This is a genomic window from Pseudomonas sp. ADAK2, from assembly GCF_012935755.1.
Taxonomy (GTDB): domain Bacteria; phylum Pseudomonadota; class Gammaproteobacteria; order Pseudomonadales; family Pseudomonadaceae; genus Aquipseudomonas.
Genome location: NZ_CP052862.1, coordinates 2,600,433 through 2,618,811, shown reverse-complemented (window position 1 = coordinate 2,618,811; position 18,379 = coordinate 2,600,433). Strand labels below are relative to the sequence as shown.

The window sequence follows — 18,379 nt, the reverse complement described above, 5'->3', positions numbered from 1 at the left end:
TTTTTTAGGCACGGGTATTGCTACATCTCTCGCAACGTTCCGTTTCACTGACGGTCAGCCAAGCGAGAGAGCACGATGCCCCAAGCCGCCCAGATGTCTCCTGTCCCTGACGCTTCGGGGCAACCGTCGTCCGTAGAGCAGACAAGCCGGCTGGGTCTTGAGCAGGCGTTCGTGCTGTTCAACCAGATGTCGAGCCAATTGACTGACTCCTACAGCATGCTCGAAGCCCGGGTCACCGAGCTCAAGGGTGAGCTGGCGGTGGTCAGTGCCCAACGCATGCAGGAACTGGCGGAAAAAGAACGCCTGGCCAACCGCCTGCAAAACCTCCTTGATCTGTTACCCGGTGGCGTCATCGTGATCGACGCCCAGGGCATGGTGCGCGAAGCTAACCCGGCGGCCTGCGAGTTGCTCGGCCTGCCCCTCGAAGGCGAGCTGTGGCGCCAGGTGATTGCGCGCTGCTTTGCGCCCCGTGAAGACGACGGTCATGAAATCTCCCTCAAGGACGGTCGGCGTCTGTCGATCGCCACCCGCTCGCTGGATGCCGAGCCTGGTCAGTTGGTGCTGCTCAACGACCTGACCGAAACCCGTCACCTGCAAGATCAACTGGCCCGCCATGAGCGCCTGTCGTCCCTGGGTCGAATGGTTGCCTCGCTGGCTCATCAGATTCGCACGCCGCTGTCCGCAGCCCTGCTGTACGCCAGTCATTTGACTGAGCAGGAATTGCCGGTCGCCACTCAGCAACGCTTCGCCGGCCGTTTGAAAGAACGCCTGCACGAACTGGAGCATCAGGTGCGCGACATGCTCGTGTTCGCTCGCGGCGAATTGCCGCTGACCAACCGCGTCACGCCCAAGGAGCTGCTGCAATCGCTGCAAGCCGCGGCGCTGACCCACGTTCAAGACCTGCCGATCCGTTGGCAGTGCGACAGTCACGCGGGGGAGTTGCTGTGCAATCGCGACACCCTGGTCGGGGCGATTCTGAATCTGATCGAAAATGCGATCCAGGCCAGCAACGGTGCCGTGCGCCTGAAGGTTCACCTCTATACCCGTGGCAGCAATCTGCGCCTGTGCGTCAGTGACAGCGGCAGCGGCATCGATGACACGGTACTGGCGCGCCTGGGCGAGCCATTTTTCACCACCAAGACCACCGGAACCGGCCTGGGCCTGACCGTGGTCAAGGCAGTGGCCCGTGCTCATCAGGGAGAATTGCAGTTGCGCTCGCGGCTCGGTCGCGGTACCTGTGCGCTGGTGTCCCTGCCGTTGTTTATCAGCGCATCGGACGCGGAGTGAAGGGCATGGCAATCAAGGTTCTACTGGTCGAGGATGACCGCGCGCTGCGCGAGGCACTGGCGGATACGCTGCTGCTCGCGGGGCATGATTACAAGGCCGTCGGTTCGGCGGAAGAGGCGCTGACGGCGGTCGGCGTCGAGGCGTTCAATCTGGTGGTCAGTGACGTCAACATGCCAGGCATGGATGGCCATCAATTGCTCGGATTGTTGCGGGCGCGGCAGCCGCAATTGCCGGTGCTGCTGATGACCGCGCATGGCGCCGTGGAGCGGGCAGTCGACGCTATGCGTCAGGGGGCGGCGGATTACCTGGTCAAGCCGTTCGAACCCAAGGCCTTGCTCGATCTGGTGGCGCGCCATGCGTTGGGCAGTCTCGGCGCCACCGACGGTGAGGGGCCGATCGCCTTCGAACCGGCCAGTGCGCAATTGCTCGAACTGGCCGCGCGAGTGGCGCGCAGCGATTCCACGGTGTTGATCTCCGGTGAGTCCGGCACCGGCAAGGAAGTGCTGGCGCGCTATATCCACCAGCATTCCCATCGCGCCAGTCAGCCATTCATTGCCATCAACTGCGCGGCAATCCCCGACAACATGCTCGAGGCCACGTTGTTCGGTCACGAGAAAGGCTCGTTCACCGGCGCCATCGCGGCTCAGGCCGGCAAGTTCGAACAGGCCGACGGCGGGACTATCCTGCTCGACGAAATTTCGGAAATGCCCATGGGCTTGCAGGCCAAATTGCTGCGGGTGTTGCAAGAGCGGGAAGTCGAACGGGTGGGGGCGCGCAAGCCGATCAGCCTGGACATCCGCGTCGTCGCCACCACCAACCGTGACCTGGCCGGTGAAGTGGCAGCGGGGCGTTTCCGTGAAGACCTTTACTATCGGCTGTCGGTTTTTCCGCTGGCCTGGCGTCCGTTGCGCGAGCGCACCGCCGACATCCTGCCGCTGGCCGAGCGTCTTCTGGCCAAACACGTCAATAAAATGAAGCATGCCGCGGCCAGACTCTCGCCCGAGGCGCAAGCGTGCCTGATCGGTTATCCGTGGCCGGGTAATGTGCGTGAGCTGGATAACGCCATCCAGCGCGCGCTGATTCTGCAGCAGGGCGGTTTGATTCAGCCGCAGGATTTCTGCCTGTCGGGGCCGGTCGCCTGTGCGCCATTACCCGCATTGACGCCGGTGCGGGCCGTGGAAGTCGAGGCCGATTCGGCCAGTGCCCTGGGCGACGACCTGCGTCGACATGAGTTCCAGATGATCATCGACACCCTGCGCGCCGAGCGTGGCCGTCGCAAAGAGGCCGCCGAACGCCTGGGCATCAGCCCGCGCACCTTGCGCTACAAACTGGCGCAAATGCGTGACGCCGGAATGGATGTGGAAGCTTATCTGTTCGCCACCTGATTCACCGGGAAGGCTTTTGTGAAGCCAGGCCACCGAGCTGGCACCCTTGTTGCTAACACCTCACTACCCGCCGAGTGAGTGTCAAAAAATTGCGGGTCGACGAAGAGAGCAGACCATGAGCCAAGGTATTGAATTTAATCGATTGATGTTGGACATGCGGTCCATGCAAATGGACGCGATGTCGGCACCGAAATCGACTGCCGCCGTTCCTGAACTGGGTGGCAGCAGCTTTGCCGACATGCTCGGTCAGGCCGTCAATAAAGTGAACGACACCCAGCAGGCGTCGAGTCAACTGTCCAGTGCCTTTGAAATTGGCAAGAGCGGCGTTGATCTGACGGATGTGATGATTTCCTCGCAGAAGGCCAGTGTGTCTTTCCAGGCGTTGACCCAGGTGCGTAACAAGCTGGTTCAGGCTTACCAAGACATCATGCAGATGCCGGTTTAAGGACGATATTGAGTCATGGCAGATGCAATCGCCGATAATGTTCCGGCCAAGGCCACCCCAGTAGACGGCAAACCGCCGCTGTTCGGGTTGTCCTTCCTGGAAAACCTCTCCGAGATGACCATGCTGCGTCAGGTGGGCCTGTTGGTCGGCCTGGCTGCGAGCGTGGCGATTGGCTTTGCCGTGGTGTTGTGGTCGCAGCAGCCGGACTACCGGCCTCTGTACGGCAGTCTTGCCGGTATGGACGCCAAGCAGGTCATGGAAACCCTGGCCGCCGCTGACATTCCTTACACCGTTGAACCGAACTCCGGTGCCTTGCTGGTCAAGGCCGATGATGTGTCCCGTGCGCGCCTCAAGCTCGCCGCGGCTGGTGTCACTCCCAGCGACGGCAACATCGGTTTTGAAATCCTCGACAAGGACCAGGGCCTGGGCACCAGCCAGTTCATGGAAGCGACCCGTTATCGTCGCGGCCTCGAAGGCGAACTGGCCCGCACCATTTCCAGCCTGAACAACGTCAAGGGTGCCCGTGTGCACCTGGCGATTCCGAAAAGCTCGGTGTTCGTGCGCGATGAGCGCAAGCCAAGTGCGTCGATTCTGGTTGAGCTGTATTCCGGCCGCTCCCTGGAGCCAGGCCAGGTACTGGCGATCATCAACCTGGTCGCCACCAGCGTTCCGGAACTGAGCAAGTCGCAGATCACCGTTGTCGACCAGAAGGGCAACCTGCTGTCCGATCAGGCGGAGAACTCCGAACTGACCATGGCCGGCAAGCAATTCGATTACAGCCGCCGCATGGAAAGCATGCTCACCCAGCGTGTGCACAACATCCTGCAACCGGTGCTGGGCAATGACCGCTATAAAGCCGAAGTCTCGGCCGACGTGGATTTCAGCGCCGTCGAATCGACCTCCGAGCAGTTCAACCCGGACCAACCGGCGCTGCGCAGCGAGCAATCGACTTCTGAACAGCGCACCGCCAGCAATGGCCCGCAAGGCGTGCCGGGTGCTCTGAGCAACCAGCCGCCATCGCCAGCTTCGGCCCCGCAAACCACCGGTGGCGCGACCGCGTCGGCCGGCATGGTGCAGCCAGGTCAGCCATTGCTCGATGCCAATGGTCAGCAAATCATGGACCCGGCCACCGGTCAGCCTATGCTTGCACCGTACCCGGCGGACAAGCGTCAACAATCGACCAAGAACTTCGAGCTTGATCGCTCCATCAGCCACACCAAGCAACAACAGGGCCGTTTGAATCGCCTGTCGGTCTCGGTAGTGGTGGATGACCAGGTCAAGATCAACGCGGCCAACGGTGAAACCACCCGCGCGCCGTGGAGCGCCGACGAATTGGCACGCTTCACGCGCCTGGTACAGGACGCCGTCGGTTTCGATGCCAGCCGTGGCGACAGCGTCAGCGTGATCAACATGCCGTTCTCCGCCGAACGCGGTGAAGTGATTGCCGATATTCCGTTCTACTCCCAGCCTTGGTTCTGGGACATCGTCAAGCAAGTGCTGGGTGTGTTGTTCATCCTGGTGCTGGTGTTCGGTGTGCTGCGTCCGGTGCTCAACAACATCACCGGTGGCGGCAAAGGCAAACAGCTTGCTGGCTTGGGCAGCGACGTCGAGTTGGGTGGCATGGGCGGCCTGGACGGCGAACTGGCCAACGACCGCGTCAGCCTCGGCGGCCCGCAAAGCATCCTGTTGCCGAGCCCGAGCGAAGGCTATGACGCACAGTTGAATGCAATCAAGAGTCTGGTGGCAGAAGATCCGGGCCGTGTGGCCCAGGTCGTGAAAGAGTGGATTAACGCAGATGAGTGATAACCGAGCCGCTGTCGCCAAACTGTCCCGGGTTGATAAAGCCGCGATTCTGCTGCTGTCCCTGGGTTCGACTGACGCCGCGCAAGTGCTGCGCCACATGGGGCCCAAAGAGGTCCAGCGTGTGGGCGTGGCCATGGCGCAAATGGGTAACGTGCACCGCGAGCAGGTCGAGCAGGTGATGAGCGAGTTCGTCGACATCGTCGGCGACCAGACCAGCCTGGGCGTCGGCTCCGACGACTACGTGCGCAAAATGCTTACCCAGGCGTTGGGCGAAGACAAGGCCAACGGCCTGATCGACCGCATCCTGCTGGGTGGCAACACCAGCGGCCTCGACAGCCTGAAGTGGATGGAGCCGCGCGCCGTCGCCGACGTGATCCGTTACGAGCACCCACAGATCCAGGCGATCGTCGTGGCGTACCTCGACCCGGACCAGGCCGGTGAAGTCCTCGGCAACTTCGACCACAAGGTGCGTCTGGACATCATCCTGCGCGTCTCGTCGTTGAACACCGTGCAGCCGGCGGCCCTGAAAGAACTCAACCAGATTCTCGAGAAGCAGTTCTCCGGCAACTCGAATGCCTCGCGCACCACCTTGGGTGGCATCAAGCGTGCGGCCGACATCATGAACTTCCTCGACAGCTCGATCGAAGGTCAGCTGATGGACTCGATCCGCGAAGTCGACGAAGACCTGTCCGGTCAGATCGAAGACCTCATGTTCGTGTTCAACAACCTGTCCGATGTCGACGACCGCGGGATCCAGGCGTTGCTGCGCGAAGTGTCCTCCGACGTGCTGGTGCTGGCCCTCAAGGGTTCGGACGAAGGCGTCAAGGAAAAGATCTTCAAGAACATGTCCAAACGAGCGGCCGAACTGTTGCGCGACGACCTCGAGGCCAAAGGCCCGGTGCGCGTCAGCGACGTGGAAACCGCACAGAAAGAAATCCTCACCATTGCCCGCCGTATGGCCGAAGCCGGAGAAATCGTTCTCGGCGGAAAGGGTGGCGAAGAGATGATCTAAGGTCACTATGTCGTCCAAACATGATGAGTCCAACACCGACCTGATCCGTGGCAAGGAGGTCGGTGGTTTCGACGTCTGGTCGCTGCCCAGCTTCGACCCGCATGTGCCCGAGCCCGAGCCGGAACCCGAGCCCGAGCCGCCGGAAATGGAAGAAGTGCCGCTGGAAGAAGTCCAGCCACTGACCCTGGAAGAACTCGAAAGCATCCGTCAGGAGGCCTATAACGAAGGCTTCGCCACGGGTGAGAAAGAAGGCTTCCACAGCACCACGCTCAAGGTCCGTCAGGAAGCCGAAGTGGCGCTGAACGCCAAGATTGCCGCCCTGGAAGCGCTAATGAGCCACCTGTTCGAGCCGATCGCCGAGCAGGACACCCAGATCGAAAAATCCCTGGTCGACCTCGTGCAGCACATCACCAAACAAGTGATTCAGCGCGAACTGGCCATCGATTCCACGCACATCGAAAGCGTCATGCGCGAAGCCCTCAAGCTGTTGCCGCTGGGCGTGGGCAATGTGCGGCTGTACATCAATCCCCAGGATTTCGAACAGGTCAAAGCCCTGCGCGAGCGCCATGAAGAAACCTGGCGCATCGTCGAAGACGAAGCCTTGTTGCCGGGCGGTTGCCGGGTCGAAACCGAGCACAGCCGCATCGACGCCACGGTCGAAACCCGTGTTACCCGGGTCATGGACAAGCTCTTCGATCAACTGCATGAACAAGCGCTGCACCCGGCCGAGCCGGACATGAGCCTTGAACTGCCGGTCGACGCCAAGCCAGCGGCCGCTCCGGAACCTGAACTGCCACCAGAGCTGGACACCCCCGATGCGCCTTGATCGCACCAGTTTCGCCAAGCGCCTGGGCAGCTACGCCGAGGCCACGGAACTGGAAGGCGCGCCGATCCTTGAAGGTCGCCTGCTGCGCATGGTCGGCCTGACCCTCGAAGCCGAGGGCTTGCGCGCCGCCATGGGCAGCCGCTGCATGGTGATCAACGACGACAGCTATCACCCGGTGCAGGTCGAAGCCGAAGTCATGGGCTTCTCCGGCAGCAAAGTCTTTTTGATGCCGGTCGGCAGTGTCGCCGGCATTGCCCCCGGCGCACGCGTGGTGCCGATGGCCGATACCGGGCGCTTGCCGATGGGCATGAGCATGCTCGGCCGGGTGCTTGACGGTGCCGGTCGCGCACTCGACGGCAAGGGCGGGATGAAAGCCGAAGACTGGGTGCCGATGGACGGCCCGACCATCAACCCGCTCAAGCGCCACCCGATCAGCGAGCCGCTGGACGTCGGGATTCGCAGCATCAACGGTTTGTTGACGGTCGGTCGCGGTCAGCGTCTCGGCCTGTTCGCCGGTACCGGCGTCGGTAAATCCGTACTGCTGGGCATGATGACGCGCTTTACCGAAGCCGACATTATCGTGGTTGGGCTGATCGGTGAGCGGGGGCGAGAAGTTAAGGAATTCATCGAGCACATTCTCGGTGAAGAAGGCCTCAAGCGTTCAGTGGTCGTGGCCTCGCCGGCGGACGATGCGCCGCTGATGCGTTTGCGCGCGGCGATGTATTGCACGCGTATCGCCGAGTATTTCCGCGACAAGGGCAAGAATGTCCTGTTGCTCATGGATTCGCTGACCCGTTTCGCCCAGGCCCAGCGGGAAATCGCCTTGGCTATCGGCGAACCGCCCGCGACCAAGGGTTATCCGCCGTCCGTATTCGCCAAGTTGCCGAAACTGGTGGAGCGGGCCGGTAACGCCGAGAAGGGCGGCGGCTCGATCACTGCGTTCTACACCGTGTTGTCCGAAGGCGATGACCAGCAGGACCCGATCGCCGACGCCGCGCGAGGCGTGCTCGACGGGCACATCGTGCTGTCCCGGCGCCTGGCCGAGGAAGGGCATTACCCGGCCATCGATATCGAAGCGTCGATCAGCCGGGTCATGCCGTCGGTGGTCACGCCGGAACACATGATGCGCGCCCAGTACTTCAAGCAATTGTGGTCGCGTTATCAGCAGAGTCGGGACTTGATCAGCGTCGGCGCCTATGTGGCCGGTGGCGATCGGGAAACCGACCTGGCGATTTCCCTGCAACCGCAGTTGGTCAGGTACCTGCGTCAGGGCCTGAACGACAAAATCAGCCTGGGCGAAAGCGAATCCTACCTCGGCACGATCTTCGCCCCCGCGGCCGGCGGCTAACCGGCCATGGCCCAGACTCGTGCAGGACGCCTGGCACCCGTGGTCGAGATGGCCGAAAAGGCCGAGAAGACTGCGGTCCAGCGTCTGGGGCATTTCCAGGGCCAGGTGCGTCTGGCGCAGAGCAAACTCGATGACCTTGAGGCCTTCCGCCTCGATTACCAGGAACAATGGATCGTGCGCGGCAGCAGTGGCGTGTCCGGCCAATGGTTGCTGGGTTATCAGGGGTTTCTGGCGCAACTGGGCACGGCCATTGATCAGCAGCGACAGAGCCTGGTCTGGCACCAGAACAATCTGAACAAGGCGCGTGATGCCTGGCAGCAGGCGTTTGCCCGGGTCGAAGGTTTGCGCAAACTGGTCCAGCGCTACATGGACGAGGCGCGCAAGCTCGAAGACCGGCGTGAGCAGAAGTTGCTGGATGAGTTGTCCCAGCGGTTGCCGCGCCAGGATCCGTATTAAGGCAGGTCTACCGCGTGATCGTTCATCGCGGGCAAGCCTTGCTCCTGCAAGCGATGGCGATCTATCCGTCGCAACACTGCATCCCGCCTTGCCCCCACCCCCGCCAAGTGCTAAACCTTGTACACGCACGTTCACCAATGACAAGGAAGCCGTTAAATGTCAGTCGTTACAGAAGTCTCCCAAGATGGGCAAAAGCTGACGATTTCGATCAAGGGACGATTCGATTTTGCCAAGCATCAGGAATTTCGCGAGTCCTACGAAAATCTCGAGCCAAAACCCGAGTCCTTTGAAGTTGACCTGAAGGACGCCACCTACCTCGACAGCTCGGCGCTCGGCATGTTGTTGCTGTTGCGCGATCACGCCGGTGGCGAGAATGCCGAGATCAAGCTCACCCACGCCAACGCCGATGTGCGCAAGATTCTCGCCATCTCCAACTTTGAACAAATCTTCGACGTGGCGTGACCGCCATGCAGTCCGTGTTCGAACCGCTGACGATCCTGATCGCTGAAGACAGCGCGGCCGATCGCATGCTGCTGTCGAGTATCGTCCGGCGTCAGGGGCATCAAGTGCTGACCGCCAGCAACGGCGCCGAAGCGGTGGAAGCGTTCCGTGAACAGAGGCCGCAACTGGTATTGATGGACGCCATGATGCCGGTGATGGACGGTTTCGAGGCGGCGCGGCAGATCAAGGCGCTGGCGGGGGAAACCCTGGTGCCGATTATCTTCCTGACCTCGCTGACCGAGAGCGAAGCCCTGGCCCGTTGCCTGGAGGCCGGGGGCGACGATTTTCTGGCGAAGCCCTACAACCAGGTGATCCTCGCCGCCAAAATCAAGGCGATGGATCGTTTACGGCGTTTGCAGGCCACCGTGCTTAAGCAGCGTGACCAGATTGCCCGGCACCACGAGTATTTGCTCAACGAGCAGCGGGTGGCCAAGGCTGTGTTCGACAAGGTGGCCCACTCCGGTTGCCTGAATGCACCGAATATCCGTTACCTGCAATCACCTTACGCGTTGTTCAACGGCGATCTGCTGCTGGCCGCGTTTACCCCGGCCGGCGACATGCACGTGCTGCTCGGCGATTTCACCGGGCATGGCTTGCCGGCCGCCGTCGGCGCCATGCCGCTGGCGGAAGTGTTCTACGGCATGACCGCCAAGGGCTACGGTTTGTCCGAAACCCTGCGGGAGATGAATGCCAAGCTCAAGCGCATCCTGCCCGTGGACATGTTCTGCTGTGCGACCCTGTTGTGCCTGAGCTTTCAGCGTCGTTCGGTAGAAGTCTGGAACGGCGGGATGCCGGACGGTTACCTGCACAGCAATGCCACGGGTGAGCGCACGCCGCTGCGGGCGCGGCACTTGCCACTGGGAGTATTGAGCCCGACAACCTTTAACGATCGCACGGAAGTATTTCCGATGGCGGTCGATGATCGGGTGTTCCTGTTGTCCGACGGGGTGATCGACACGTGCGATGCCAATGAACAATTGTTTGGCGTGGAGCGCCTGGAGCAAGTGTTTGCCAGCAATCGCCGGCCGGATGCGTTGTTTGCGGAAATCGAACAGGCTCTGCGCGATTTCCGTGGCGAAGCCCGGGACGATGTGAGCATGGTCGAGGTCCGCCTACTGGAGTCGGCGCAACTGAGCCCGCCGGCACTGGTGTATTCCGACAGCGGTCAGTCCTGTCCGCTGGACTGGTCGGTGAGCTTCGAGTTTCGCGCCGCCACCCTCAAACGCTTCAACCCGTTGCCCTATTTGCTGCAATTGCTGCTTGAAGTCCATGGCCTGCGGGCGCAAAGCGGCGCGTTATATAGTGTGCTGGCCGAGCTGTATTCCAATGCTCTGGAGCATGGCGTGTTGGGTCTGGACTCCAGCCTCAAGCGCGATGCCTCGGGGTTTGCGCGCTATTATCAAGAGCGCAATACTCGCCTGGACCAATTGCAGGATGGCTATGTGCGCTTGCATCTGGCGGTGACGCCAACGGGCGAAGGCGGGTGCCTGTCGATTCGGGTCGACGACAGCGGCAAAGGCTTTGATGTAGCGAAGGTGATGGAGCGGCCGGTGGATGGCGTCCGTCTGTCGGGGCGCGGCGTCGGCCTGATCCGCCAGTTGAGCCGCAAGGCGACCTGGTCCGACGATGGTCGCAGTGCACACGTGGAGTTTTATTGGGAGGCTCTGGCATAATCCCGCGAATTCTTGATCAAGGAGTGAACAAGTGGCTGACACACATCTGGATCGCGACGTGCTAAGTGCGTTGCGGGAGGTCATGGAGGATGAGTATCCGACATTACTGGATACCTTCATCGCTGACTCCGAAGAGCGTTTACTCGTTCTGCGCAAGGCCGAGGATGCCGCGCAGCTCATGAATGCGGCCCATAGTTTCAAAGGCAGCAGCAGCAACATGGGCGCCGTTCGCCTGGCTGAACTGTGCAATGAGCTGGAGCAGCGAGCCAAGGACAAACACCTCGCCGGCATCGAAAAACTGGTCGGGGAAATTGACGGCGAATTCGCCATCGTCCGCCCGCTCTATGAAGCAGAACGTCAACGTTCTTTAGCGGAGTAACACGACCGTCCGGCGCATCAGGCGCCGGATTGGCAAACCTGGCTCGACCTTTGCAATCATCTCACTCAACTGTACCTACGATCCCAGTGCAGCGGAGACCGCGTCATGCCCGTTACCCCCAATCTGCTTCTTCAGGCCGCTGCAAAGGCCAAGCCTCAAGCCGCCTCCGCCAATACCCCGGTGGTGGCCGCTGAGCCTGGGGATAAGGCCTCCAGCTTCGCCAATGTCTTCGCCAAACAGGGGCCAAACAAGCCTGCGGCGATGGCTGACGCACCGGTCAAATCGACGCGGGATAAAACCCCGGACAGTCCTGACAAGAAGGATGTCAGCAAGGATAAGCCTGCCGCTGCGGACCAGAACGTTGCCGATAGCGGCAAATCCTTGCCCGCCGATAAACCGGCGTCCTCCTCGGCGGACGACAAAAGCGCCAGCGACAGTGACCCGGATACGACTGCTACGCCAGTTGCCGTGGATGCTCCGCCGGTCGATCCGGCGCTGGATCCGGCCTTGATGCAGGCGGTTCAGCCGGTGGTGCCCGCGCCAGCGCCCGAGACACCGCCAGTGGCGACCACCGCACCAGCGCCCGTCGAGGCGGCGGTCGCTGCCGCCGTTACCGCCGCGCCCGTGCAGGCTGCCGCGACCACCGACAGCGATTTCGATCCAGAGGCCGACCCGCTCGACGCGTTGCCGGCCCTGCGCATGGCCATGGAGCAGAGTGGTCACGTGTCCGCCTCCAGCCAATCCCAGCCCAAGGCGACAGCGGCCCAGGTTTCCGCCGACGGCGAGCTGACCTCGGCGCAGAACTTTGCCGCCGGCATGGCGACCATGCTCGATGTGCAAACCGGCAAGGACAGCACCAGCCAGGGCGGCGAGAAGGCGTTCAGTGGCTTGCTCAATGAAGGGCTCAAGGACCTGACGTCCTCCAGCAGCGATACCCGTGTCGATGATTTCGCCAGTCGTCTGGCGGCGCTGACCCAGGCTGCCACGCCGAAAACCGCCAATGCGCTGCCGGTCAATCAACCGATCGCCATGCATCAGAGTGGCTGGACCGAAGAAGTGGTGAACCGGGTCATGTACCTGTCCAGCGCCAATCTCAAGGCGGCCGACATTCAGTTGCAGCCCGCCGAGCTGGGGCGCCTGGATATTCGGGTGAACATGGTGCCGGACCAGCAGACCCAGGTGACCTTCATGAGTGCTCATCCGAGTGTTCGCGAAGCGCTGGACGGGCAGATGCATCGCTTGCGGGATATGTTCGCGCAGCAGGGCATGGGCCAGGTCGATGTCAACGTGTCTGACCAGTCCCGTGGCTGGCAGGGCCAGGGGCAGGAGCAACAGGCTCAGCAAGGGCAGGGCGGTCGCACCAGCGCCAGCGGTGGTCGGGTTGATGCCATGGACGATGAGATCGTGCCGACGGTTGCCGAAGTGGCCGCAACCACTACCAGCGTGATTGGCTCAAGCGCCGTCGATTATTACGCCTGATCAAACGCAATATGATCGTTCCCACGCTCGGCGTGGGAATGCCGCCCGGGACGCTCCGCGTCCTCACCGAAGCGGACGCGGAGCGTCCATTGAGGCATTCCCACGCAGAGCGTGGGAACGATCTCTCCAAGACCTCGACTTCCTCTTCCACACTTCTGGCATAACACTTGCTCTTGCCTTGCCGTGCGACTGTGAAAAACTGAATAGTGACGGATTATTGGCATGGCTAAGAGCGAAGCAGCAGCAGTGGTTAAAGACCCTGCAACCAAAGGCAAACTCAAGCTGATCATTGCGATCGTAGTGGCGGTGCTGCTGGCGATCGGTTTGTCCGTGGGGGCCACCTGGTACTTCATGCACAGTGCCCAGAGCAAACCTGCGGTGGCGGCTGAAACCGCACCGGCCGGCAAGCAACCCGCAGTTTTCGAGCCGATGGCGCCAGCCTTCGTCGCCAATTACAACCAGAACGGCCGCCAGCGCTACATGCAGGTGAGCATCACCATGCTCGGCCGCAACCAGGCGGATCTGGAAGCGCTCAAAGTGCACATGCCGGTCATCCGCAATAACCTCGTGATGCTGTTCTCCGGGCAGGACTTCGCTACGCTGGCGACTCCGGTCGGCCAGGAAATGTTGCGCCAGAAGGCCACCGCCAGCGTCCAGGAAGTGGCGCAGAAAGAGCTCGGCAAAGTGGTGATCGAACAGTTGCTTTTCACTAATTTCGTACTGCAGTAGGAACACGACATGGCCGTGCAGGACCTGCTGTCCCAGGATGAGATCGATGCGCTGTTGCATGGCGTCGACGATGGTCTGGTACAGACCGATACCGCTTCCGAACCCGGCAGCGTCAAAAGTTACGACCTGACCAGCCAGGATCGGATCGTCCGCGGACGCATGCCGACCCTGGAAATGATCAACGAGCGTTTCGCCCGCTACACCCGCATCAGCATGTTCAACATGCTGCGCCGTTCGGCAGACGTTGCCGTGGGTGGCGTGCAGGTGATGAAGTTCGGCGAATACGTGCACTCGCTGTACGTGCCGACCAGCCTCAATCTGGTCAAGATCAAACCGTTACGCGGCACTGCGCTGTTCATCCTCGACGCCAAACTGGTGTTCAAGCTGGTGGACAACTTCTTCGGCGGCGATGGCCGTCACGCGAAGATCGAAGGGCGTGAATTCACCCCGACCGAGCTGCGCGTGGTGCGCATGGTGCTGGAGCAGGCCTTCATCGATTTGAAGGAGGCCTGGCAGGCGATCATGGAAGTGAACTTCGAGTACATCAACTCGGAAGTGAACCCGGCCATGGCCAACATCGTCGGCCCGAGCGAAGCAATCGTGGTGTCGACGTTCCACATCGAACTCGATGGCGGTGGCGGCGACCTGCACGTGACCATGCCGTACTCGATGATCGAGCCGGTACGCGAAATGCTCGATGCCGGCTTCCAGTCGGACCTCGACGACCAGGACGAGCGCTGGGTCAACGCCCTGCGCCAGGACGTGCTGGACGTAGACGTGCCGATCGGTGCTACGGTGGCCCGTCGTCAGTTGCGTCTACGGGACATCCTGCACATGCAGCCGGGGGACATCATCCCGGTCGAGATGCCGGAAGAAATGATCATGCGCGCCAACGGCGTGCCTGCATTCAAGGTCAAGATGGGCTCGCACAAAGGCAACCTCGCGTTGCAGGTGATCGAGCCGATCGAGCGCCGCTGATCGGCGCTTAATTCCCCCATTTAACACTGGCCGCTTCTCGTAAAAGAGCGGCCCGCTGAGGACACATGATGAACGACGATATGAACGCCCAGGACGACCAGGCACTGGCTGATGAATGGGCTGCCGCCCTGGAAGAAACCGGTGATGCCGGCCAGGACGATATCGATGCCCTGTTGGCCGCCGATACCGGCAGCTCGTCCTCCAACCGTCTGCCGATGGAAGAATTCGGCAGCGTGCCGAAGAACAACGACCCGGTGACCCTGGACGGCCCGAACCTGGATGTGATCCTCGACATTCCGGTGTCGATTTCCATGGAAGTCGGCAGCACTGACATCAACATTCGCAACCTGCTGCAACTCAACCAGGGTTCGGTGATCGAGCTTGATCGCCTGGCGGGCGAGCCGCTGGACGTACTGGTCAACGGCACCCTCATCGCCCACGGCGAAGTGGTCGTGGTCAACGAGAAGTTCGGCATTCGCCTGACCGACGTGATCAGCCCAAGCGAACGCATCAAGAAGCTGCGCTAAGTGAACAAGGTCCTGGGGTTGTTGCTGGCGCTGCCGTTCAGCGCCTTGGCTGCCGAGCCGGTGGCCACGGCGGCTGCGGCCGCTGCACCGGTGGTCAACAGCGGCGTGGCCGGGCAATTGACGCAATTGGTGTTCGGCCTGTTGTTTGTGCTGGGGTTGATCTTCTTCCTCGCCTGGCTATTGCGCCGGGTCCAGCAGGCCGGGCCGGCAGGCAAGGGCCAGGTAATCGAGATCGTCGGTTCGCGCGCGCTCGGGCCGCGTGACCGCTTGATGCTGGTACAGGTCGGCAACGAACAGATTCTGCTCGGCCTCAGCCCCGGCACCATCACCGCGTTGCATGTGCTCAAGGAGCCGGTGCACGTGCCGAGCGCAACTGAAAAAACGACCCCGGAGTTTGCCCAGCGCCTGATGGAACTGTTGGGCAAGGATCAGAAGGATAAGAAGTAATGGGTGCGCTACGCATCGTCTTGACGCTGGCCCTGATGCTGGCGGCGCCGCTGGCGTTCGCCGCCGATCCGCTGTCGATCCCGGCCATCACCCTGGGCACCAATGCGCAGGGCGCGCAGGAATACTCGGTCAGCCTGCAGATCCTGCTGATCATGACCGCGCTGAGCTTCATTCCAGCGTTCGTCATGCTGATGACCAGTTTCACCCGGATCATCATCGTCTTCTCGATCCTGCGCCAGGCCCTGGGCTTGCAGCAGACACCGTCGAACCAGATCCTCACCGGCATGGCGCTGTTCCTGACCATGTTCATCATGGCGCCGGTGTTCGACCGGGTGAATAACGATGCCCTGCAGCCGTACCTGGCGGAGAAACTCACCGCCCAGGACGCCGTGCTCAAGGCGCAAGTGCCGATCAAGGACTTCATGCTCGCCCAGACCCGCACCAGCGATCTGGAGCTGTTCATGCGCCTGTCCAAACGCACTGACATTGCCACGCCGGATCAGGCGCCGTTGACCATTCTGGTGCCGGCGTTCGTGACGTCGGAACTGAAAACCGCGTTCCAGATCGGTTTCATGATCTTCATTCCGTTCCTGATCATCGACCTGGTCGTGGCCAGTGTGCTCATGGCGATGGGGATGATGATGCTGTCGCCGCTGATCATTTCCCTGCCGTTCAAGATCATGCTGTTCGTGCTCGTCGATGGCTGGGCGTTGATCATCGGTACCTTGGCCAGCAGCTTTGGCGGTGTTTCGCCATGACCCCGGAAGTCGCCGTAGACATCTTTCGAGAAGCGCTGTGGCTGACCACCATGATGGTCGCCGTGCTGGTGATCCCGAGTCTATTGGTGGGCTTGCTGGTGGCGATGTTCCAGGCGGCGACCCAGATCAACGAACAAACCCTGAGCTTCCTGCCACGCTTGCTGGTGATGCTGGTGACGCTGATTGTGGCCGGCCCGTGGCTGGTGCAGACCTTCATGGAATACATCCTGCAGTTGTACGGCAGTATTCCTCAGGTCATCGGCTAAACCATGTCGCTGCTGCAGCTGACCGATACCCAGATCAGCACGTGGGTGGCGACGTTCATGTTGCCGCTGTTTCGCGTCGGTACGCTGCTGATGGTCATGCCGGTTTTTGGCACGACCCTGGTGCCGCGGCGCGTGCGGGCATATTTCGCCCTGGCGATCACGGTGGTCATCACGCCGGCCCTGCCGCCGATGCCACCGGTCAATCCGCTGGACCTGAGCGGGCTGCTGCTGATTGGCGAGCAGATCATCATTGGCGCGGTGCTGGGCTTCTCTTTGCAGCTGTTCTTCCAGGCATTCGTCATCGCCGGACAAATTGTCGCGATCCAGATGGGCATGGGCTTCGCGTCCATGATCGACCCTACCAACGGCGTGTCGGTGGCGGTGATCGGGCAGTTCTTCACCATGCTGGTGACGCTGATGTTCCTGGCGATGAACGGCCATCTGGTGGTCTTCGAAGTCTTGACTGACAGCTTCACCACGCTGCCGGTCGGTAGCGGTTTTATGGTCAATCATTTCTGGCAGTTGGCCGGCAAGCTCGGTTGGGTACTCGGCGCGGCGCTGGTGCTGGTGTTGCCGGCGGTCACCGCGTTGCTGGTGGTCAACATCGCGTTTGGCGTGATGACCCGGGCGGCGCCACAACTGAACATCTTTTCCATTGGCTTTCCGCTGACCCTGGTGCTCGGCATGTTCATCCTCTGGATCAGCCTGGGGGATATTCTCAATCAGTATCAACCCATGGCCTCCGAGGCCTTGCAGTTTTTACGCGAACTGGCACAGGCGCGCTGAGTCATGGCTGAGAGCGAAAGCGGTCAAGACAAAACAGAAGACCCCACGGACAAGCGCAAGAAAGACTCCCGCGACAAAGGCGAGGTGGCGCGCTCCAAGGAACTCAACACCCTGGCGATCATGCTGGTCGGCGCCAGCGCCCTGCTGATTTTCGGCGGAGCCCTGGCCCAGGACATGATGGAGCTGATGCGCATCAACTTCTCGCTGCCGCGGGAGGTGATCATGGACCAGAAATCCATGGCCAACTATTTGCTGCACTCGGGGCAAATCGGCTTGTGGGCGATTCAGCCGATCATGATTTCGCTGGTGCTGGCGGCGATCATCGGCCCGATTTCCCTGGGCGGTTGGCTCTTTGCCTTCAACTCCCTGGCGCCCAAGTTCAGCCGGATGAACCCGCTCAGTGGCCTCAAGCGGATGTTTTCCACCAAGGCCCTGGTGGAACTGCTCAAGGCGTTTGCCAAATTCATCATCATCCTGTTTGTGGCGCTGGCGGTGTTGTCGTCGGACATCGATGACTTGCAGCGCATCGCTCACGAACCGTTGGAACTGGCGATCATCCACAGCCTGCAAGTGGTGGGCTGGAGCACCTTGTGGATGGCATGCGGGCTGATCATCATCGCCGCCGTCGACGTACCGGTGCAGTTGTGGGAAAGCCACAAGAAACTGCTGATGACCAAGCAGGAAGTGCGCGACGAGCACAAGGACCAGGAAGGGCGGCCGGAGGTCAAGCAGCGGATTCGTCAGCTCCAGCGCGATATGTCCCAGCGCCGGATGATGGCGGCGATCCCGGATGCCGACGTGGTCATTACCAACCCGACCCACTACGCCGTGGCCCTCAAGTACGACCCGGAGAAGGGCGGGGCGCCGATGCTGATCGCCAAGGGCAACGACTTCCTGGCCTTGAAGATCCGCGAAATCGCCGTGGCCAACGAAGTGCTGCTGCTCGAATCGCCGGCCCTGGCGCGTTCGATCTACTACTCCACCGAACTTGACCAGGAAATTCCCGGCGGCCTGTACCTCGCCGTGGCCCAGGTACTGGCCTACGTCTACCAGATCCGCCAGCACCGCGCCGGCAAGGGCAAACGCCCGGATCCGCTCAAGGACGACCTGCCGATCCCGCCGGATTTGCGGCGCGATTCCTGATACCCCTCAATCGATCGGTCAGGCCAAAAACCTGTGGGAGCCGAACCGTCTATCCGAAAAGCGTCTGTACCTGTTAGTTCTGACAGTAGACGGACCGCCCCTCAAACGATTTCATCGATGAACGCTATTCAAGCGTTGAGAGGAGGTCGGT

At 61.3% G+C, this 18,379-nt stretch carries 20 protein-coding genes; all 20 read left to right on the top strand.

The window, feature by feature from the left end; all coding sequences use genetic code 11:
- Positions 1-93: 93 nt before the first annotated feature.
- Positions 94-1,287 carry a sensor histidine kinase gene (locus tag HKK52_RS12265; protein WP_169374233.1) on the top strand — a complete coding sequence of 398 codons (1,194 nt, stop codon included), beginning with the start codon at positions 94-96 and terminating at the stop codon, positions 1,285-1,287.
- Positions 1,288-1,292: 5 nt separating this feature from the next.
- Entirely contained in the window at positions 1,293-2,672 is a 1,380-nt protein-coding gene (locus HKK52_RS12260; protein WP_169371028.1) for a sigma-54-dependent transcriptional regulator, read from the top strand.
- 115 nt (positions 2,673-2,787) lie between these two features.
- Positions 2,788-3,117, top strand: coding sequence for a flagellar hook-basal body complex protein FliE (gene fliE / locus HKK52_RS12255; RefSeq protein ID WP_163909067.1), 330 nt, complete (start codon positions 2,788-2,790; stop codon positions 3,115-3,117).
- Between the two features lie 15 nt (positions 3,118-3,132).
- Positions 3,133-4,920, top strand: a complete 1,788-nt coding sequence (fliF, locus tag HKK52_RS12250) for a flagellar basal-body MS-ring/collar protein FliF (RefSeq protein WP_169371027.1) — start codon at positions 3,133-3,135, stop codon at positions 4,918-4,920.
- Complete coding sequence (gene fliG / locus HKK52_RS12245) at positions 4,913-5,932, top strand: flagellar motor switch protein FliG (RefSeq protein WP_003184041.1); 1,020 nt, start codon at positions 4,913-4,915, stop codon at positions 5,930-5,932. The genes fliF and fliG overlap by 8 nt, the downstream gene beginning before the upstream one ends.
- A 7-nt stretch (positions 5,933-5,939) precedes the next feature.
- Positions 5,940-6,758: a flagellar assembly protein FliH gene (fliH, locus tag HKK52_RS12240; protein WP_169371026.1), complete on the top strand. Its 819-nt coding sequence runs from the start codon at positions 5,940-5,942 to the stop codon at positions 6,756-6,758.
- A complete protein-coding gene (gene fliI / locus HKK52_RS12235; protein ID WP_169371025.1) occupies positions 6,748-8,106 on the top strand; it encodes a flagellar protein export ATPase FliI in 1,359 nt (452 codons plus the stop codon). The genes fliH and fliI overlap by 11 nt, the downstream gene beginning before the upstream one ends.
- Before the next feature lie 6 nt (positions 8,107-8,112).
- Positions 8,113-8,562 carry a flagellar export protein FliJ gene (gene fliJ / locus HKK52_RS12230; RefSeq protein WP_169371024.1) on the top strand — a complete coding sequence of 150 codons (450 nt, stop codon included), beginning with the start codon at positions 8,113-8,115 and terminating at the stop codon, positions 8,560-8,562.
- 156 nt (positions 8,563-8,718) lie between these two features.
- Positions 8,719-9,024, top strand: coding sequence for an STAS domain-containing protein (locus HKK52_RS12225; protein ID WP_169371023.1), 306 nt, complete (start codon positions 8,719-8,721; stop codon positions 9,022-9,024).
- A 5-nt stretch (positions 9,025-9,029) separates the two neighbouring features.
- Complete coding sequence (locus HKK52_RS12220) at positions 9,030-10,736, top strand: fused response regulator/phosphatase (protein WP_169371022.1); 1,707 nt, start codon at positions 9,030-9,032, stop codon at positions 10,734-10,736.
- Positions 10,737-10,767: 31 nt separating this feature from the next.
- Positions 10,768-11,115, top strand: coding sequence for an Hpt domain-containing protein (locus tag HKK52_RS12215; protein WP_169371021.1), 348 nt, complete (start codon positions 10,768-10,770; stop codon positions 11,113-11,115).
- A gap of 105 nt (positions 11,116-11,220) precedes the next feature.
- Complete coding sequence (locus HKK52_RS12210) at positions 11,221-12,594, top strand: flagellar hook-length control protein FliK (protein WP_169371020.1); 1,374 nt, start codon at positions 11,221-11,223, stop codon at positions 12,592-12,594.
- A gap of 222 nt (positions 12,595-12,816) precedes the next feature.
- A complete protein-coding gene (gene fliL, locus HKK52_RS12205) occupies positions 12,817-13,323 on the top strand; it encodes a flagellar basal body-associated protein FliL (protein ID WP_169371019.1) in 507 nt (168 codons plus the stop codon).
- Between the two features lie 9 nt (positions 13,324-13,332).
- Positions 13,333-14,301, top strand: coding sequence for a flagellar motor switch protein FliM (fliM, locus tag HKK52_RS12200; protein WP_092271441.1), 969 nt, complete (start codon positions 13,333-13,335; stop codon positions 14,299-14,301).
- A 68-nt stretch (positions 14,302-14,369) separates the two neighbouring features.
- The gene (gene fliN, locus HKK52_RS12195; RefSeq protein WP_429514011.1) at positions 14,370-14,828 is read left to right on the top strand and encodes a flagellar motor switch protein FliN; all 459 of its coding nucleotides are present in this window, start codon (positions 14,370-14,372) and stop codon (positions 14,826-14,828) included.
- Entirely contained in the window at positions 14,829-15,275 is a 447-nt protein-coding gene (gene fliO / locus HKK52_RS12190; RefSeq protein WP_169371017.1) for a flagellar biosynthetic protein FliO, read from the top strand.
- On the top strand, positions 15,275-16,033 hold the full coding sequence (gene fliP / locus HKK52_RS12185; protein WP_169371016.1) for a flagellar type III secretion system pore protein FliP: 759 nt from the start codon (positions 15,275-15,277) through the stop codon (positions 16,031-16,033). The genes fliO and fliP overlap by 1 nt, the downstream gene beginning before the upstream one ends.
- Positions 16,030-16,299, top strand: a complete 270-nt coding sequence (gene fliQ, locus HKK52_RS12180; protein ID WP_007948918.1) for a flagellar biosynthesis protein FliQ — start codon at positions 16,030-16,032, stop codon at positions 16,297-16,299. The genes fliP and fliQ overlap by 4 nt, the downstream gene beginning before the upstream one ends.
- 3 nt (positions 16,300-16,302) lie before the next feature.
- On the top strand, positions 16,303-17,085 hold the full coding sequence (gene fliR / locus HKK52_RS12175; RefSeq protein ID WP_169371015.1) for a flagellar biosynthetic protein FliR: 783 nt from the start codon (positions 16,303-16,305) through the stop codon (positions 17,083-17,085).
- A 3-nt stretch (positions 17,086-17,088) separates the two neighbouring features.
- Complete coding sequence (gene flhB / locus HKK52_RS12170; protein WP_169371014.1) at positions 17,089-18,228, top strand: flagellar biosynthesis protein FlhB; 1,140 nt, start codon at positions 17,089-17,091, stop codon at positions 18,226-18,228.
- The last annotated feature ends 151 nt before the right edge of the window (positions 18,229-18,379 follow it).

Excerpts from the sequence above, each read along its gene's own strand:
- fliQ (WP_007948918.1), top strand. The coding sequence starts at position 16,030 with ATGACCCCGGAAGTCGCCGTAGACATCTTTCGAGAAGCGCTGTGGCTG.
- fliE (WP_163909067.1), top strand. The coding sequence starts at position 2,788 with ATGAGCCAAGGTATTGAATTTAATCGATTGATGTTGGACATGCGGTCC.
- HKK52_RS12225 (WP_169371023.1), top strand. The coding sequence starts at position 8,719 with ATGTCAGTCGTTACAGAAGTCTCCCAAGATGGGCAAAAGCTGACGATT.
- HKK52_RS12265 (WP_169374233.1), top strand. The coding sequence starts at position 94 with ATGTCTCCTGTCCCTGACGCTTCGGGGCAACCGTCGTCCGTAGAGCAG.
- flhB (WP_169371014.1), top strand. The coding sequence starts at position 17,089 with ATGGCTGAGAGCGAAAGCGGTCAAGACAAAACAGAAGACCCCACGGAC.
- fliF (WP_169371027.1), top strand. The coding sequence starts at position 3,133 with ATGGCAGATGCAATCGCCGATAATGTTCCGGCCAAGGCCACCCCAGTA.
- HKK52_RS12260 (WP_169371028.1), top strand. The coding sequence starts at position 1,293 with ATGGCAATCAAGGTTCTACTGGTCGAGGATGACCGCGCGCTGCGCGAG.
- fliN (WP_429514011.1), top strand. The coding sequence starts at position 14,370 with ATGAACGACGATATGAACGCCCAGGACGACCAGGCACTGGCTGATGAA.
- fliJ (WP_169371024.1), top strand. The coding sequence starts at position 8,113 with ATGGCCCAGACTCGTGCAGGACGCCTGGCACCCGTGGTCGAGATGGCC.
- fliR (WP_169371015.1), top strand. The coding sequence starts at position 16,303 with ATGTCGCTGCTGCAGCTGACCGATACCCAGATCAGCACGTGGGTGGCG.
- fliP (WP_169371016.1), top strand. The coding sequence starts at position 15,275 with ATGGGTGCGCTACGCATCGTCTTGACGCTGGCCCTGATGCTGGCGGCG.
- fliG (WP_003184041.1), top strand. The coding sequence starts at position 4,913 with ATGAGTGATAACCGAGCCGCTGTCGCCAAACTGTCCCGGGTTGATAAA.
- HKK52_RS12210 (WP_169371020.1), top strand. The coding sequence starts at position 11,221 with ATGCCCGTTACCCCCAATCTGCTTCTTCAGGCCGCTGCAAAGGCCAAG.
- fliM (WP_092271441.1), top strand. The coding sequence starts at position 13,333 with ATGGCCGTGCAGGACCTGCTGTCCCAGGATGAGATCGATGCGCTGTTG.
- fliL (WP_169371019.1), top strand. The coding sequence starts at position 12,817 with ATGGCTAAGAGCGAAGCAGCAGCAGTGGTTAAAGACCCTGCAACCAAA.
- fliI (WP_169371025.1), top strand. The coding sequence starts at position 6,748 with ATGCGCCTTGATCGCACCAGTTTCGCCAAGCGCCTGGGCAGCTACGCC.
- fliH (WP_169371026.1), top strand. The coding sequence starts at position 5,940 with ATGTCGTCCAAACATGATGAGTCCAACACCGACCTGATCCGTGGCAAG.
- HKK52_RS12220 (WP_169371022.1), top strand. The coding sequence starts at position 9,030 with ATGCAGTCCGTGTTCGAACCGCTGACGATCCTGATCGCTGAAGACAGC.